The following is a 13,898-nucleotide window of genomic DNA, read 5'->3' as shown; positions in this document are numbered from 1 at the left end:
ATACGAACATGCAAGCATTCACGAAGTCTACAGGACTCGTTTGCCCGGTCGATCGCGTCAACGTCGATACGGACGCGATCATTCCGAAGCAATTTCTAAAGCGCATCGAGCGCACCGGTTTCGGCCAATTTTTGTTCTTCGAATGGCGCTGGGACGAGAGCGGGAACGTGATCGAGAGCTTCCCGATGAACCAGCCGCGCTACCAAGGCGCGTCCGTTCTGATCTCCCGCGCGAACTTCGGCTGCGGCTCGTCCCGCGAGCACGCGCCGTGGGCGATCCTCGACTACGGGTTTAACGTGGTCATCGCTCCGTCGTTCGCGGACATTTTCTATAACAACTGCTTCAAGAACGGCATTCTGCCGATCAAGCTGTCCGAAGCGCAAGTCGAAGACTTGTTCCAACGCACGGCGAAGCACGATGGCTACAAGCTGACGGTCGACCTCGAAAACAAGACGATCGCGGACGAGTACGGCCTGTCGATCGCGTTCGATCTCGACGAGCACCGCCGCCAGTTCCTGCTGCAAGGTCTCGACGACATCGGCCTGACGCTGCAGCACGAAGACAAGATCTCCGCGTACGAAGCGGCTCGCGCGTAATCGAATACGACGTTGTATGCGTCAGTGCAAAGCATGCGCTGTCTCCCGGATTCCGGGGGGCGGCGCTTTTTGTTTTTCGGTTTTCTGGGGAACTGGAAGTTTCGTCGAGGCGAATGAAGTTTGGCGCGTGAACACTTTTCTTTCCGGGAGGGGCGGTTGCGATGGAGTTGGACCAAAGTTTCGATGAAGCGTATGAAGTCTGGTTTCGGAAACACCTCAAGGAAAGCGCCGGGGACCGCCGGCTGCAGTTGGAACGACGTGCGGCGAAGGCGGATCCGAATGACCAAGCGTGTGCGGAGACGCGTTTTTTGCGTGAAGTCTGGTGGCCGGTTTACGGAGAGTTAGAGTCATTGATCCCGGAATACGAGATTGTAGATGGTTTGGGTAAGACTCGCTATCTCGATCACGCGATGATCCGATACCCGGTCTTGGCGGACTTGGAGGTGGACGGATATGCCTCTCACCAAAAAGATGCATCCCGTTGGAGCTTCGCCGACGACCGCCGCCGCGATGCGGGACTGCGCATGCTCGGGTGGGACGTTCTGCGGATCGCGTATAGCGATGTACAGGCGTATCCTCTCGCATGTCAGCAGTTGTTGAGGAGGCGGATGATTTCAATTGCGCCGAAAGCTACTCAGAAACAAGAGTGGGTGGAACGGGTAATTCAATATAGTATTTACCATTCACCGTTTACTATCAAAGATGTAATGGCGTTATTACGTATTTCAGAAAATCCCGCGAGAAAGCTTCTTAGAGAGCTTGTGGGGAAACAACTCATCTTATCTGCAGGTACCGGCGATAAAAGAGTAAGGTTCTACCAGAAGAATGATCATTATTTGAGGGGACGTAACCCACAAGTAATAAAGTTTTAAGTATGTTGGCGGTTAAACGGCGGATAAGCGCACAGGTGAGGTTAAAGCGACGGTTGGCGGGTGAAAAGGTAGAGCTAAGCGCACATGTGAGTTTAAAGCGGCGGTTGGCGGTTGAAAAGGCAGAGATAAGCGCACATGTGAGGTTAAAGCGGCGGTTGGCGGGGGAAAAGGCAGAGATAAGCGCATATGTGAGGTTAAAGCGACGGTTGGCGGTTGAAAAGAAAGAGTTAAGCGCGTATGTGAGGTTAAAGGCGGCATTGAAGAGGGTTATGGCTCTGGCGACAAGAGCCCGCGGGGCGTTACCCCCGCGGGCCGGCCAGGCCGTGCATCAAAAAGTCGATCGTACGCTCCGTCTCCGCCTCTTCATCCCATGGGTAGTCCGGCATTAAGATATGCCGGACGAACAAAAAACCGATGGCCGACGTGACCGTCAGCCGGATGACCGCGTCGGACGGGAAGTCCGCGCGCAGAGCGCCTTCGGCTTGGAACCGTTCCACCGTTCGGCGGATCCGGGGCAGGACGCCTTCGACAACTACGTCCTTATAAGGCTCCCGCAGCTCCGGGTGAAACGGAATCTCCTGCAGCATGATCCGCAGCGCCGGCAGATGCTTCCGCACGAATTCGGAGCGGTTGCGGATGACCGCCCGCAGAAAGCTCTCGTAGTTCGGGTACGGCGTCTCCAACACTTTAAAGAAATCCTTCAGCACCAGAGGGGCGACGAGTTTGGCGACGAGAGGAGAGACGATCGAAAACAACAATTCCTTCTTCGTCTTATAGTGACGGAAGATCGTGCCCTCGGCGACTCCCGCCTTGGAGGCGATTTCGCTCGTGGAGGCGGCGGAGTACCCTTTCTCGGCAAAGATTTCGATCGCGGCGTTCACGATTCTCGCCTGCTTATCCGTCATCTTCGGGTGGTCGTCCTCCGCCGCGCGAAGCAGCTCCTCGAGCCATCGCTCCTGCGCGCGTCTTTCCGCATCGTCTTTCTCCGACCGATCCATAGCGATCCCTCCTCCCCGCGGCGTAAATTATGTCTTGCGATATTTCCGAAGCGCCATGGCGTTCGCGGCCATGAAGAGTAAGGCGAAGCCGAGCAGCGCGAATACGTCGACGGCGATGTCGCTCCAGCCGCCGCCGCGAACCATCACTTCGCGGAGCGCGTCCGCGCCGTACGTTAACGGAATGACGTGCGAAATCCATCGAAGCGCCGGATGGATCGTCTCGAGCGGGAACAGCCCGCAGAAGAAAATCTGAGGCACGATGACGATCGGAATGAATTGGATCATCTGAAATTCGTTCGCCGCGTACGTCGACAAGAACACGCCGAGCGTCAGCGCGGCAAGCGCCAGCAAGGCGGTGATCAGCAGTACGTACCCGAACGATCCGACCAAAACCATATCCAGTATATCAACGGCGAACCATGCGATCAATCCGGCTTGAAGCAGCGTGAAGAGGCCGAAGCCGATCACGTAGCCGAGCACGATTTCGCCGCGGCGGAGCGGGGAGACGAGCAGCCGCTCGAGCGTGCCGCCGGTCCGTTCCCGCAGGAATGCGATGCCCGCGATCAAGAAGACGAAGAAGAACGCGAAGACGCCGATCAAGACGGGACCGAACCAGTCGAACGGGACGGACGACGCGGAACCGTGAACGTATTCCACCTCCGGGGCAAAGGAAGCACCCGAAGCGCCGGCGCCGGCGCCGGCCAACGCTTCGCCGATCAACAGCAGCGCGGCCCGGCTCTTGGCCGGGTCGCTCCCCTCGAGCGCGACGCGAGGGCGCCCGCCGGCGAACGAGAGCGCGGCGTCGACCTCGCCCGCGGCGAGCGCCTCCGCCGCTTCAGCCGCGGAAGCGGACGTGGCCTCCGCGCCGGCGGCTTCGAGCCGCTCCGCTACGGTGGCCGGCGCGTCGACGACGAGCAGCGAAGGCTCGTCGGGTTCGCCGTCGAACACGAGCGACATGAGCGTGAGAATGACGAGCGGCGCGACGAACATCATCGCGATCGTTCGCTTGTCGTGGAGGAACTGGCGGAAAATGCGCAGGATCAACGCGGCGACGCGGTTCATAAGACAGCCCTCCCGTACGCAAGGAACGCTTCCTCGATCGTGGCGGCGCCGGCCGCGGCTTTCAGCTCCGCCGGCGAGCCGACGGCGATAAGCGCGCCGTCGCGCATCAGGGCGAGCGTATCGCAATGCTCCGCTTCGTCCATGACGTGGGTGGTCACCAGGATGGAAGTGCCGCCCGCGCGAACGCGCTCCAGCTCCGCCCAAATTTCGCGCCGAAGCAGCGGGTCGATGCCGACCGTGGGCTCGTCGAGCAGCAGGACGGCAGGCTCGTGCAGCAGAGCGACGGCGAGGGAGAGGCGGCGTTTCATTCCTCCGGAGTAGCGGGACACCCGCTTGCCCCGGTCGGCGGACAGTCCGACGAGCTCCAAGACGGCATCCGAGCGCCGCTTCTTCGCCGCGCCGCGAAGACCGTAGAGCGAAGCGAAGAAGTCGAGATTTTCGCCGCCGGTCAAGTCGGAGTAGAGCGCGTCCGATTGAGCCATGTAACCGATGCGGATTTGGAGCGACAGCTTCGGCATGCGTTCGCCGAGCAGCTCGACGTCGCCGGAGGTGGGGCTTTCGATGCCGGCGATTATCTTCACGACGGTCGTCTTGCCGGCGCCGGACGGGCCTAGCAAGCCGAAGATGCGACCAGGCGGGACGTCGAACGAGACGTCGCGGACGATGGCGCGGTCGCCGAACGTCCTGCCGACCCGCGACAGCCGAATGACGGAATCCATTCAATCCACTCCTTAACTGGAAATGAGTAATTACTCACTCATATCATACGCGGTCGAATGTAATTTGTGAAGTGAGTAATCACTCATTTTTGTCGAAAAAGATTGAATCGTCGATTCGACCGAAACTAGCAACTTTTGCTATTCTCGCGCGTCTATTAAGTATCCTAGTGTCGGACGCTCTATTTTTATGTTCTTTTTTGGCGGTTTTTGATAGACTTAACATGGTTGCTAGATTCGGAGGGACTTATGAAGAACGGATGGAGAACCCTGGCATGGACGGCCGGAGGAGTGCTGGCGGCGGCGATTTGGCTGCAAGCGGCGCCGGGGACGGCGATGGCCGCCGCTTCGACGGCAACGCTCTTTGTTGACGGAGAAGAACGAGAATGGTCGGCCATATCCATCGACGGCGCGGCCTATTTATCGCTCGAGGCGATCGCCGGATTGGGCGGCGCCGCGAAGGCGGAGAAAGACGGGGAGACGTATACGATCTCTTCCGGACGGAAGGAAGTCCGCTTCACGATCGGGGAGAAGCAGCGCTTCGTCGACGGCGCGCCAGCGACGGGAGACCTGACCGCCCGCAGCGAGGAGGGCGGAGTATACGTTCCGGCATCTTGGTTGACGGATATGCTGGGACTGAAGGTCGTCAAGGATCGCTTCACCGATTCCGTGTACGTATTTCGGCTCCAGGCGGGCGCGAAGCCCATAACGACGATCCCGGCGCAGCCGAAGGAGAACGATCCGATCGTTTCGACGCCGCCGGCTTCGACGGATCCGGGGAAGCCGGCGACCGGCTCGCCCGTGACGGTGTCGGAAGCGCAACCGATGTTCCATGGGCTGACGCTGGACGGGGACGCGCTGCATATCGCGGCGACGGGCGAGGTGAATCCGACCGTATTCGTGCTTAAGTCGCCGGAGCGCATCGTCGTCGACTTGCCGAACGCGACGCTGGAACGCGGCCCCGACGGCAGCGCGAGCGGTACGCTCGCCGTGGACGCGAACCATCCGTATATCGCGGGCATCCGGTATTCGCTGTTCGCGACGGAGCCGTCCACGGTGCGGATCGTCGTCGATTTGAAGGCGCCTAAGCCTTATTCGCTTCGTACCGCGGCGGACGGATCGGGAGCCGTGCTGCACTTCACCGAAGCGAAACCGGTCAAAGTCATGATCGACGCCGGCCACGGCGGCAACGATCCGGGCGCGATTTCGCGCACGGGGAAATACGAGAAGGACTTGACGTTAGCCGTCACGCAGAAGGTGCTGGATCGGCTCGAGAACGAGAAACTCGTCGAGCCGTTCTCGATCCGCGAGGACGATACATACTTGGCTCCGGCAGAGCGCGCGAAAGTCGCCAACGCGGCGGGAGTCGACTTATTCATCTCCATTCACGCCAATACCGCCTCGTCGGCGACCGTGAAAGGGACGGAAACGTACTACTGGAACGACAACAGCGTCGAGTTCGCGAAACAAATTCACAATTCGGTTCTGCAAGCGGTCGGAACGGCCGACCGCAAGGTGAAGCAAGAACGCTTCGTCGTCGTCCGCGAGACGACGATGCCGGCCGCGCTGCTGGAGCTCGGCTTCCTTACGAACGCCGAGGACGAAGCCAAGCTGTACAACGATGCGGTCCAAGACCGAATCGCGGACGCCATCGTCGCCTCGATCAAAGCTTATTTTCGCATTCAATAAAGACTACTCGGGAGGAATCGCTCCATGAATCATAAAATACGTAAGCCGTTCGCCGTCCTGACGACCGTCGCTCTGACCGCCTCGCTCTTGCTCGGCACGGGCGCGACCGCTTTCGCCGCCGAGACGCCTGCGACAACGACGACGGCGGGCGTGAAGCTGACGTTCCCTGACATCGTGCCGACCCATTGGGCGAAAAGCCACGTCGCCAAGCTAGCGTCCGCAGGCATCGTCAAAGGATATACCGACGGCGGGTTCCGTCCGAGCCAGGACGTCACGCAACAGGAAGCGATCGTGATGGTCATCCGGATGGTCGGGCTCGAAGAGGAAGCGCTCGCCGGCTCCGGAGACATCGTCACCGGCTTCCAGGAGGACGCCTTCTTCACGAAATACGTCGTGAAGGCGCTCGAGGAACGCATTATCGACATGAGCGAAGAGACGGCCGCCGCGGCGTCTGGCACGACGCCGTGGGGCAAGCGTCCGGCGACGCGGGAATGGGTGTCGAAGCTGATCGTCCGCGCGCTGGGCGAACAGCCGGCAAGCGGGGCGCTCGGCTTCGCGGACGCGAGCGACGTGTCCGCCGGCGCCGCGGGCTATGTCGCGAAGTCGCAGGAGCTCGAGCTCGTCACCGGCTTTACGGACAATACGTTCAAGCCGAAGGACGCCGTCACGCGGGCGCAGATCGCCACGATCCTGTCGCGCGCGGACAAGTACATCCCGGACGACGAATCGAAGTATACGAGCGGCCTCGTGACGAGCCTCAGCGGCTCGTCGCTCGTCCTGCAGCCCGCCGGCGGCGGAGCCGCCCGCACGTTCGGCCTGAACGCGGAGACGCTCGTCTTCGACGCCGAGGGCGGATCGCTCGATCGGAGCGCGCTGACGAGCTTGACGCCGGTTCGCGTCATTCATCAAGGAGGCCAAGCTTATTATATTGAAGTGACGGGCGGCGCGGTCGAGCTCGAGTCGATCGACGGCGAGCTCGAAGCGCTCGATATCGCCTCAAGCTCGCTAGTATTGCGCCGGTCGAACGGCACGTTGGAACAGTACGATCTTACATCGACCGTCACGGTGACGAATGCAGGCGGAACGGGGTTGTCCTTATCGCAGCTGAACAAGGGCAGCGAAATTCGATTGCAGCGAATGGCGGGAACCGCCGAGGTGTCCGCGATCGTCTTGATCGAAGAAGCGTTCAACGCGAAGGGCACGGGAATCGTCCAGACGGTGAACGCGGCGGCTCGCACGGTGACGTTCACCGACGACAAGGGATCGATCGTGACGTATCCGCTCGTCGACGGCGCGACGTTGACGGTGAAGGGACAACCGTTGTCCGATCTGAGCGGAATTCAGTCCGGGGACACGATCGCTTACGAGATCGAAGACAGCGAGATCGTATCCATCGATATTACTGTACAGAAGTACGTCATGAAGACCGGTGACTTCCAAGTCATCGCCGGCGATACGATCACGATCAAGGTGAACAGCACGACGCCGGAAGCGTTCATCATGAGACCGAACGCCGCCGTCAGCATCGAAGGGTTGACCAATCCGACGATCAGCGATCTACAGGTCGGCGACGTCGTGCAGCTGCGCCTTTCGGGCGCCACGAATCAAGTGGATCAAATTACGGTGACGAATCGCAACGTGACCAAGCTGCAAAACGTCACGATCGATACGCTCCAAGCCGAGTACATGATCGTCAGGGATGCGAAGAACGCCGTGCATTTCTACAAAATCACGGATCGGTCCCTGTTCGTGCTCGACGGAACGGCAATGACGGAACAGATGTTTAAGACGTACGTCGCCGCAGGCCGCAAGGTGGATTTGAGCGTAACGTCCGATCAGCTCGTCCGCCTCGACGTCGTTACGAAGGTGAGCGGTACGGTGTCGGCCGTGAACACGACGGCGCGCACGATCACGGTCACGACCGCCGACAACGGGTCGACGACGCTGCCGTTCGCGCAGTACGCCGTCGTCGAAGTACCGCAGCAATCGAGCGCCGGCTTCGCGGACGTGACCGTGGGCGCGAAGGTCCATATGTCCATGGGATATAACACGAACGAAGTGCAGATGATTCAAGTCGAGAAGTCGTTCGTTTATACGCTGAACTCCGTTACGGCGGCGACTCGGACGGTGTCCGCGAAAGACGCGAAAGGTTCGTCCGTATCGCTGGCGTTGGACAGCGAAGCCAAGGTGCTCGGGCGCGACGGTCAAGCGATCGCGCTAGCGTCCTTGACGGTCGGTCAGCCGATCGTCGTCAATTACGCGGGACGCAGAGTCGTGTCCGTCCAAGAGCCGGCCGCGGTCGTCGGGAAGGTGTCGACGCTGGATACGACGGCCGGAAAGCTGTCCGTCACCGACTATAACGGCAACGTGAAGAACTACAGCTTAACCGGCGGCATTTCGATCCAAAAAGGGACGACCGTCTCGACGAGCGCTTCGTCGCTGCAGTTGAACGATCGCGTGTCGCTCATCGTCGATGCGCAAGGAAAGCCTTACGTCTACGTCGCGCAAGCGGAGACGCGGAAGTTCAGCGGCTACGACGCGGCGAAGAACGAGGTTTCCTTCAAGATCGCGAGGGTCGGCGATCAGAGCAAATATACGGTGGAGCCGAACGTCAAAGTCACTACGGCCGCCGGCGCCTCGATGACGATGAACCAGTTAAAAGAGAACGACACCGTCGTCGTATACTTGATGAACGGCAAGATCGTCGAGCTCGTGAAGCAGTAACGAGCTCGCGGAGAAAGCCTCCGGGGCGGGACGAGACGTCTCGCCCTCGTTTTTTGTCCAAAAAAGTTCGCAATGTGACGTCGAAACGCCCCCTTTTCCCATTGAAAAACGTTGGGCGGTTCGCTACACTAGAGTACGCTACGAAAAAACGACGAATTTCGAGGATACATACGCGAGAAGGAGGACGAACGGATGAACAAAGCGCAGGTTCGCGAGGCGCTCGACATCGTCGCCGGTATGTTCCCGGACGCGCACTGCGAGCTCGTGCATTCGAATCCGTTCGAATTGACGATCGCGGTGCTGCTCTCCGCGCAGTGCACGGACGAGACGGTCAACAAGGTGACGGCCGACTTGTTTCGGAAGTACCGGACGCCGGAGGATTACTTGGCCGTATCGCTGGAGGAGCTCGAGAACGACATTAAGCGGATCGGGCTGTACCGGAACAAGGCGAAGCATATCCGATCGCTCTGCAGGCTGCTCCTCGACGAATACGGCGGCGACATTCCGGAGGCGCACGAGGAGCTCGTGAAGCTGCCCGGCGTCGGAAGGAAGACGGCGAACGTCGTCGTCTCGACCGCCTTCGGGGTGCCGGCGATCGCCGTGGACACGCACGTGGAGCGGGTGTCGAAGCGGCTCGGCATCGCGGGCTGGGACGATTCGGTGCTCGAGGTCGAGAAGAAGCTGATGAGCAAGGTGCCGAAGGACGAATGGACCGCGACGCACCATCGGCTCATCTTCCTGGGGAGGTATCACTGCAAGGCGCAGCAGCCGAAATGCGAGGGCTGTCCGCTGCTTTCCTTGTGCCGCGAAGGGAAGAAACGTATGAAAACGCCGAAAACTAGAAAGACTGTAAAACATATAGAAGCATGACGCCGAGTAGACGCGCGTCGGAGAAGCAGAAGGGTGAGAGAAACATATGAAATGCATTTCCGTATACACGAAGAATTTCGAGCAATTTTCGGATATTTACGATAAAGTGCTTAGCACGAAGCTGAAGGAAGACGAAGAGACCGTCGTCGAAGGGGTGACGGTGACCGAGTCCGGCGCGGTGCCGGAGCATTACATCGACCGCATGCGGGCGAAGCGCGACGTCGTCGTCATGAAGGAGAAGGAACGCGACATTACGATTCTTCAGCATGGCGAAGTGTTCGAGATTTTGGTCCCGGAAGAACATGATTTGAAAGTCACCTCGGTCTAACTTCGGTAGATGCGAGTCGCGTCGACGCCCGTCCCGGCTTTTCGCCCGGGACGGGCGTCTTTTTTCGTTCGCGAAGGCGCGGTTACAGGGCGCGGGGGATTGTTGTATAATGACAGAGTTGCACGTATACAGAACGGTATCGGGTTAGGAGAGACACGAAGCATGATCGCGGAGAAGAGAAACCGAGTGATCGAAGAGCTAGAGGCGCTCGGAAGCGCCCTTCGGGAGCAGGGAGACGCGGCGCTGGCGGAGAAGGCCGACGCGCTCGCGGCGAAGGGGAGAAAGAGCGAGATTTATTTTGCGTTTTGCGGGCATTTTTCCGCGGGGAAGTCGAGTCTGATCAACCATCTATGCGGCGCGCGGCTGCTGCCGTCGAGCCCGATTCCGACGAGCGCCAATATCGTGGCGATTCGCGGCGGCGAGACGTCCGAGGCGGTGCTTCGGTATCGGGACGGGCGCGAGGCGCGAGTCAAAATCGAGGAGGCGTCCCAATACGCGAAAGCCGGCGAGGAGGTGCGGTCGGTCGAGCTGCGGCATCCGATCCCGATGCTCGGGGACGGGGGCGTGCTGCTCGATACGCCCGGCGTCGACTCGACCGACGATCTGCACCGGCAGTCGACGGAATCGGCGCTGCATCTCGCGGACGTCGTGTTCTACGTGATGGACTACAACCATGTCTTGTCCGAGATGAATATGGACTTCGCGAAGCGGTTGTCCGAGATGGGCAAGCCGCTCGTGCTCGTCGTGAACCAGATCGACAAGCATCGCGAGGAGGAGGTGCCGTTCGCGTCGTTCCAGGAGGGCGTCGAGAACGCGTTCCGTTCCTGGGGCGTGAAGCCGGCGGCATGCCTCTATACGACGCTGATGGCGCCGGATCACCCGAAGAACGAGACGAACCGACTTCGCGCGCTGCTCGGCGCCTTGGTCGAGGGCGGTCCCGAGTTGGCGCTCGCCGGTCTCGCGGCCGCGGGGACGGAGCTCGCGGAGGAAGGCGTTCGCGCGGTCCGGTCGCGCCAGGAGGAACGCCGCGCCGAGCTGGAGCGGCTCGCGGCCGGCGAGGATCGGGACGCCGCCGAGCGGTACGAGACGCTGCGGGCCGAGCTCGAAGCGCGGTCGTCCGTTCGGGAGCGATTGACGGACCGGCTGCGCGCGGAAGCGACGTCGATCGCGGACAACGCGAACATTACGCCGGCGACGACGCGGGACGCGGCGCTCGCGTTCCTGGAGAGCCGGCAGCCGGGCTTCCGGGTCGGGCTGCTGTTCGCCGCCGCGAAGACGGAGGAGGAACGGCGCCGGCGGCTCGAGGCGTTCCGCGCGGAGTTCGCGGAGCATGTGAAGGCGCGGCTCGTCTGGCACGTCCGCGACGCCGTCCGCAAGGCCGGACTCGAGCTGGGCCTCGGCGATGCCGAGGTGACCGCGGCCGTCGAGACGGTGGACGTCGAGGTGACGCCCGAATGGCTGATCGCCATGGTCCGCCCCGGCGCCGTCGCTTCCGGCGAGTACACGCTCAACTATGCGAAGGAGATCGCCGCCGAGGCGCGGCTGACGGCAAGGCGCGCGGCGGTCGCCGCCGCCGAGCGGCTCGCGGACGCGGCCGAAGCGATGTACGCGCAGGACGGCGCGGCGCTCGCCGCGGAGGCGGCGGCGCTCGAGGCGGCGCTGTCGCACCGGCGCGCGCTCGAGGCGTTGGACGCCGAGGAGGCGGCCGCGCGGGCGCGCCTGCTCGCGCTGCTGCCGACGGCCGCCGAGACGGCGCGCGCGGGGGCGACGCTGCCCGACGCGCGCAAGCTGCCCAACGCGGCGCCCGAAGCCGCGGCGGACGGCGCCTACGCGCATCCGCTGGCGCCGTCCAAGGCCGCCGCGCTGAACTTGTCGCAGGCGGCGTCCGGCCACGGGCAGCCCCGCGATACGGCCGGCGGCGTCGCTACGGCCGCGCCGCCTCGCGCCGAGCTGCGCGCGCGCTTCGCGGAGGGGGCCGCCCTCCTCGAGGAGGCGAGCGCCCTCGCGGCGAAGCTGCCGGCGCTCGCCGGCGCGGCGGAGGCGCTGCGGGAGAAGGCGCAGCGCCTCCGGGACCGCCGCTTTACGGCGGCGCTGTTCGGCGCGTTCAGCGCGGGCAAGTCGTCGTTCGCCAACGCGCTGCTCGGCGACGCGGCGCTGCCGGTGTCGCCGAATCCGACGACGGCCGCGATCAACACGGTCGTGCCGCCGACGCCGGATTGGCCGCACAACACGGCGCGCGTCACGATGAAGACGCGCGAGGCGGTGCTGGACGGCGTCAAGCATTCGCTCGACGCGCTCGGCGTCGCGACGCCTTCCGGCGCCCTCGAGATCGCCGAGCTGCCGAAGCGGCTTGCGGCGCTCGAGAAGCGCGTCGACGACGTGCCGCCCGGCGGCAAGCCGCACCTCGCGTTCCTGCGCGCCGTCGCGAGCGGCTGGAGCGATGCCGAGCCGCTGCTCGGCACGGACGTGCGCGCCGATCGCGAGCGCTTCCGCGCTTACGTGGCGGAGGAGCGCAAGTCGGCGTTCGTCGAACGGATCGAGCTCCACTTCGACTCGGCGCTCGCGCGCCAAGGCGTCACGCTCGTCGACACGCCGGGGGCCGACTCGATCAACGCGCGCCATACGGGCGTCGCGTTCAACTACATGAAGAACGCCGACGCGATCTTCTTCGTGACGTACTATAACCACGCGTTCTCCCGCGCGGACCGGCAGTTCCTCGAACAGCTCGGCCGCGTGAAGGACGCGTTCGAGCTCGATAAGATGTTCTTCGTCGTCAACGCCGCCGACCTCGCCTCGAGCGAGGCGGAGCTGCAGGACGTGCTCGAGCACGTCAAGCAAAACCTCGCCGCCTTCGGCGTGCGCCATCCGCGGCTGTTCCCCGTCTCCTCGCTGCAGGCGCTCGAAGCGAAGCGAGCCGGCGACGAGAACGCGGCGGCCATGTCCGGCATCGTCGCGTTCGAAGACCGGTTCGACCGGTTCGCGTCGACGGAGCTGGCGGGGCTCGCCTACCGCGCCGCGGGGGCGGAGCTGTCCCGAGCGGCGCATCTCGCGGCGACGGCGCTGCAGGGCGCCAGAGCGGGCGAGACGGAGCGACGCCAGGCGATGGAGCGGCTCGCGGCGAGCGAGTCGCAGGCGCGGGAGACGGCGCGCGCGTTCGACCTGGACGCGATCCGCGCCGAGGTCGCCAAGGAAGCGGGCGAGCAGCTGTATTACGTGAAGCAGCGGTTCCAGCACCGGTTCGGAGAATGGTACGCGGCGTCGTTCAACCCTTCGACGCTGCGCGAGGACCGCGGCGACGTCAAGACGTCGCTCGCCTTCGCTTGGCGCGATCTCGTACAGTACCTGCAGACGGAGCTGGTCAACGAGGCGCTCGCGGTGTCGCTGCGGCTCGAGCGGTTCCTGAAGCAAGCGATCGAGGCGTCCGTCGGCCGCTGCAACGAGCGGATCGCCCGGGTCGCCGAAGCGTACGAGCCTCCGGCATGGGAAGCGCCGGAATTCCGTACGCCCGAGATCGAAGCGGTCTGGGAAGGAGAGGCGCCCGACGCGAAGCTGCTGTCGTCGCAATACCGGAGCGCGAAGCATTTCTTCGCGGGCGAAGGACGGAAGGCGCTCCGAGAAGCGCTCGAGAAGCGTTGGCAGCCGGGCGTGAGCGAAGCGGTCGACCGGTTGGGCGCGACGTTCGCGTCGTGGATGGAAGACGAGCTGCGACGCGTCGGCGGGGAGATCGAGAACAAGCTCGAATCGGCGCTGGCGCAATCGTTCGAAAGCGCGCGAGCCGCTTGGGAGCGGCCGCTCGACCCGGCGGACGCGGAGCGGACATGGACGCGTTTGCAATCGCTTCGGGACGCCTTCGACGCGACTTCGCGCAAGGGGCAGTAATGTCGCTTGAAAACCGAAGATTTCAATGAATGATTCCCATTGTGTGAACATTTCGTGGAAATAAGGGAAAATAACCTGATTTATGCCGATTTCCCCTTTTTGAATGTTCCCTCCTACGGTGCTACACTGCATTAAGATTACAAAACCGATAGGGAAAAGCTCGC

General features: G+C 62.5%; 10 protein-coding genes. 7 read left to right on the top strand and 3 right to left on the bottom strand.

Annotated elements, in window-relative coordinates; translation table 11 throughout:
• The first annotated feature begins 8 nt into the window (after positions 1–8).
• Both leuD and RIN49_RS02500 read left to right on the top strand, forming a co-directional pair.
• The gene (gene leuD / locus RIN49_RS02505) at positions 9–596 is read left to right on the top strand and encodes a 3-isopropylmalate dehydratase small subunit (RefSeq protein ID WP_309118594.1); all 588 of its coding nucleotides are present in this window, start codon (positions 9–11) and stop codon (positions 594–596) included.
• 161 nt (positions 597–757) lie between these two features.
• A complete protein-coding gene (locus RIN49_RS02500) occupies positions 758–1,468 on the top strand; it encodes a hypothetical protein (RefSeq protein WP_309118593.1) in 711 nt (236 codons plus the stop codon).
• A 299-nt stretch (positions 1,469–1,767) separates the two neighbouring features.
• On the opposite strand, the gene RIN49_RS02495 is transcribed toward RIN49_RS02500, so the two are convergent.
• Genes RIN49_RS02495 through RIN49_RS02485 form a run of 3 tightly spaced genes read right to left on the bottom strand, consistent with a single transcriptional unit; the run spans position 1,768 to position 4,247 of the window.
• Positions 1,768–2,466 carry a TetR/AcrR family transcriptional regulator gene (locus RIN49_RS02495; RefSeq protein WP_309118592.1) on the bottom strand — a complete coding sequence of 233 codons (699 nt, stop codon included), beginning with the start codon at positions 2,464–2,466 and terminating at the stop codon, positions 1,768–1,770.
• A 27-nt stretch (positions 2,467–2,493) separates the two neighbouring features.
• Positions 2,494–3,528, bottom strand: coding sequence for an ABC transporter permease (locus RIN49_RS02490; protein WP_309118591.1), 1,035 nt, complete (start codon positions 3,526–3,528; stop codon positions 2,494–2,496).
• The gene (locus tag RIN49_RS02485) at positions 3,525–4,247 is read right to left on the bottom strand and encodes an ABC transporter ATP-binding protein (protein WP_309118590.1); all 723 of its coding nucleotides are present in this window, start codon (positions 4,245–4,247) and stop codon (positions 3,525–3,527) included. The genes RIN49_RS02490 and RIN49_RS02485 overlap by 4 nt, the downstream gene beginning before the upstream one ends.
• A 246-nt stretch (positions 4,248–4,493) precedes the next feature.
• Between RIN49_RS02485 and RIN49_RS02480 the strand changes: the two genes are divergently transcribed.
• The 5 genes from RIN49_RS02480 (at position 4,494) to RIN49_RS02460 (ending at position 13,734) form a co-directional block, all read left to right on the top strand.
• Positions 4,494–5,933 (top strand): N-acetylmuramoyl-L-alanine amidase, encoded by a 1,440-nt coding sequence (locus RIN49_RS02480; protein WP_309118589.1) that lies wholly within the window; start codon positions 4,494–4,496, stop codon positions 5,931–5,933.
• Between the two features lie 24 nt (positions 5,934–5,957).
• Positions 5,958–8,657, top strand: a complete 2,700-nt coding sequence (locus tag RIN49_RS02475; protein ID WP_309118588.1) for an S-layer homology domain-containing protein — start codon at positions 5,958–5,960, stop codon at positions 8,655–8,657.
• A gap of 192 nt (positions 8,658–8,849) precedes the next feature.
• Positions 8,850–9,527 carry an endonuclease III gene (gene nth, locus RIN49_RS02470; RefSeq protein ID WP_138193401.1) on the top strand — a complete coding sequence of 226 codons (678 nt, stop codon included), beginning with the start codon at positions 8,850–8,852 and terminating at the stop codon, positions 9,525–9,527.
• Positions 9,528–9,573: 46 nt separating this feature from the next.
• Positions 9,574–9,855, top strand: coding sequence for an NAD/NADP transhydrogenase alpha subunit (locus tag RIN49_RS02465; protein WP_309118587.1), 282 nt, complete (start codon positions 9,574–9,576; stop codon positions 9,853–9,855).
• Positions 9,856–10,017: 162 nt separating this feature from the next.
• Entirely contained in the window at positions 10,018–13,734 is a 3,717-nt protein-coding gene (locus tag RIN49_RS02460; protein ID WP_309118586.1) for a dynamin family protein, read from the top strand.
• Positions 13,735–13,898 lie beyond the last annotated feature (164 nt).

This window comes from Paenibacillus sp. (assembly GCF_031177825.1).
Lineage (GTDB): Bacteria > Bacillota > Bacilli > Paenibacillales > YIM-B00363 > Paenibacillus_AE.
The sequence above is the reverse complement of the archived record's forward strand: the minus strand, read 5'-3'. Positions and strand labels throughout refer to the sequence as shown.

Bases quoted from the DNA above. Each gene is read 5' to 3' on its own strand.
- RIN49_RS02495 (WP_309118592.1), bottom strand. From the start codon at position 2,466: ATGGATCGGTCGGAGAAAGACGATGCGGAAAGACGCGCGCAGGAGCGA.
- RIN49_RS02460 (WP_309118586.1), top strand. From the start codon at position 10,018: ATGATCGCGGAGAAGAGAAACCGAGTGATCGAAGAGCTAGAGGCGCTC.
- RIN49_RS02485 (WP_309118590.1), bottom strand. From the start codon at position 4,247: ATGGATTCCGTCATTCGGCTGTCGCGGGTCGGCAGGACGTTCGGCGAC.
- RIN49_RS02490 (WP_309118591.1), bottom strand. From the start codon at position 3,528: ATGAACCGCGTCGCCGCGTTGATCCTGCGCATTTTCCGCCAGTTCCTC.
- RIN49_RS02500 (WP_309118593.1), top strand. From the start codon at position 758: ATGGAGTTGGACCAAAGTTTCGATGAAGCGTATGAAGTCTGGTTTCGG.
- RIN49_RS02480 (WP_309118589.1), top strand. From the start codon at position 4,494: ATGAAGAACGGATGGAGAACCCTGGCATGGACGGCCGGAGGAGTGCTG.
- RIN49_RS02465 (WP_309118587.1), top strand. From the start codon at position 9,574: ATGAAATGCATTTCCGTATACACGAAGAATTTCGAGCAATTTTCGGAT.
- RIN49_RS02475 (WP_309118588.1), top strand. From the start codon at position 5,958: ATGAATCATAAAATACGTAAGCCGTTCGCCGTCCTGACGACCGTCGCT.
- leuD (WP_309118594.1), top strand. From the start codon at position 9: ATGCAAGCATTCACGAAGTCTACAGGACTCGTTTGCCCGGTCGATCGC.
- nth (WP_138193401.1), top strand. From the start codon at position 8,850: ATGAACAAAGCGCAGGTTCGCGAGGCGCTCGACATCGTCGCCGGTATG.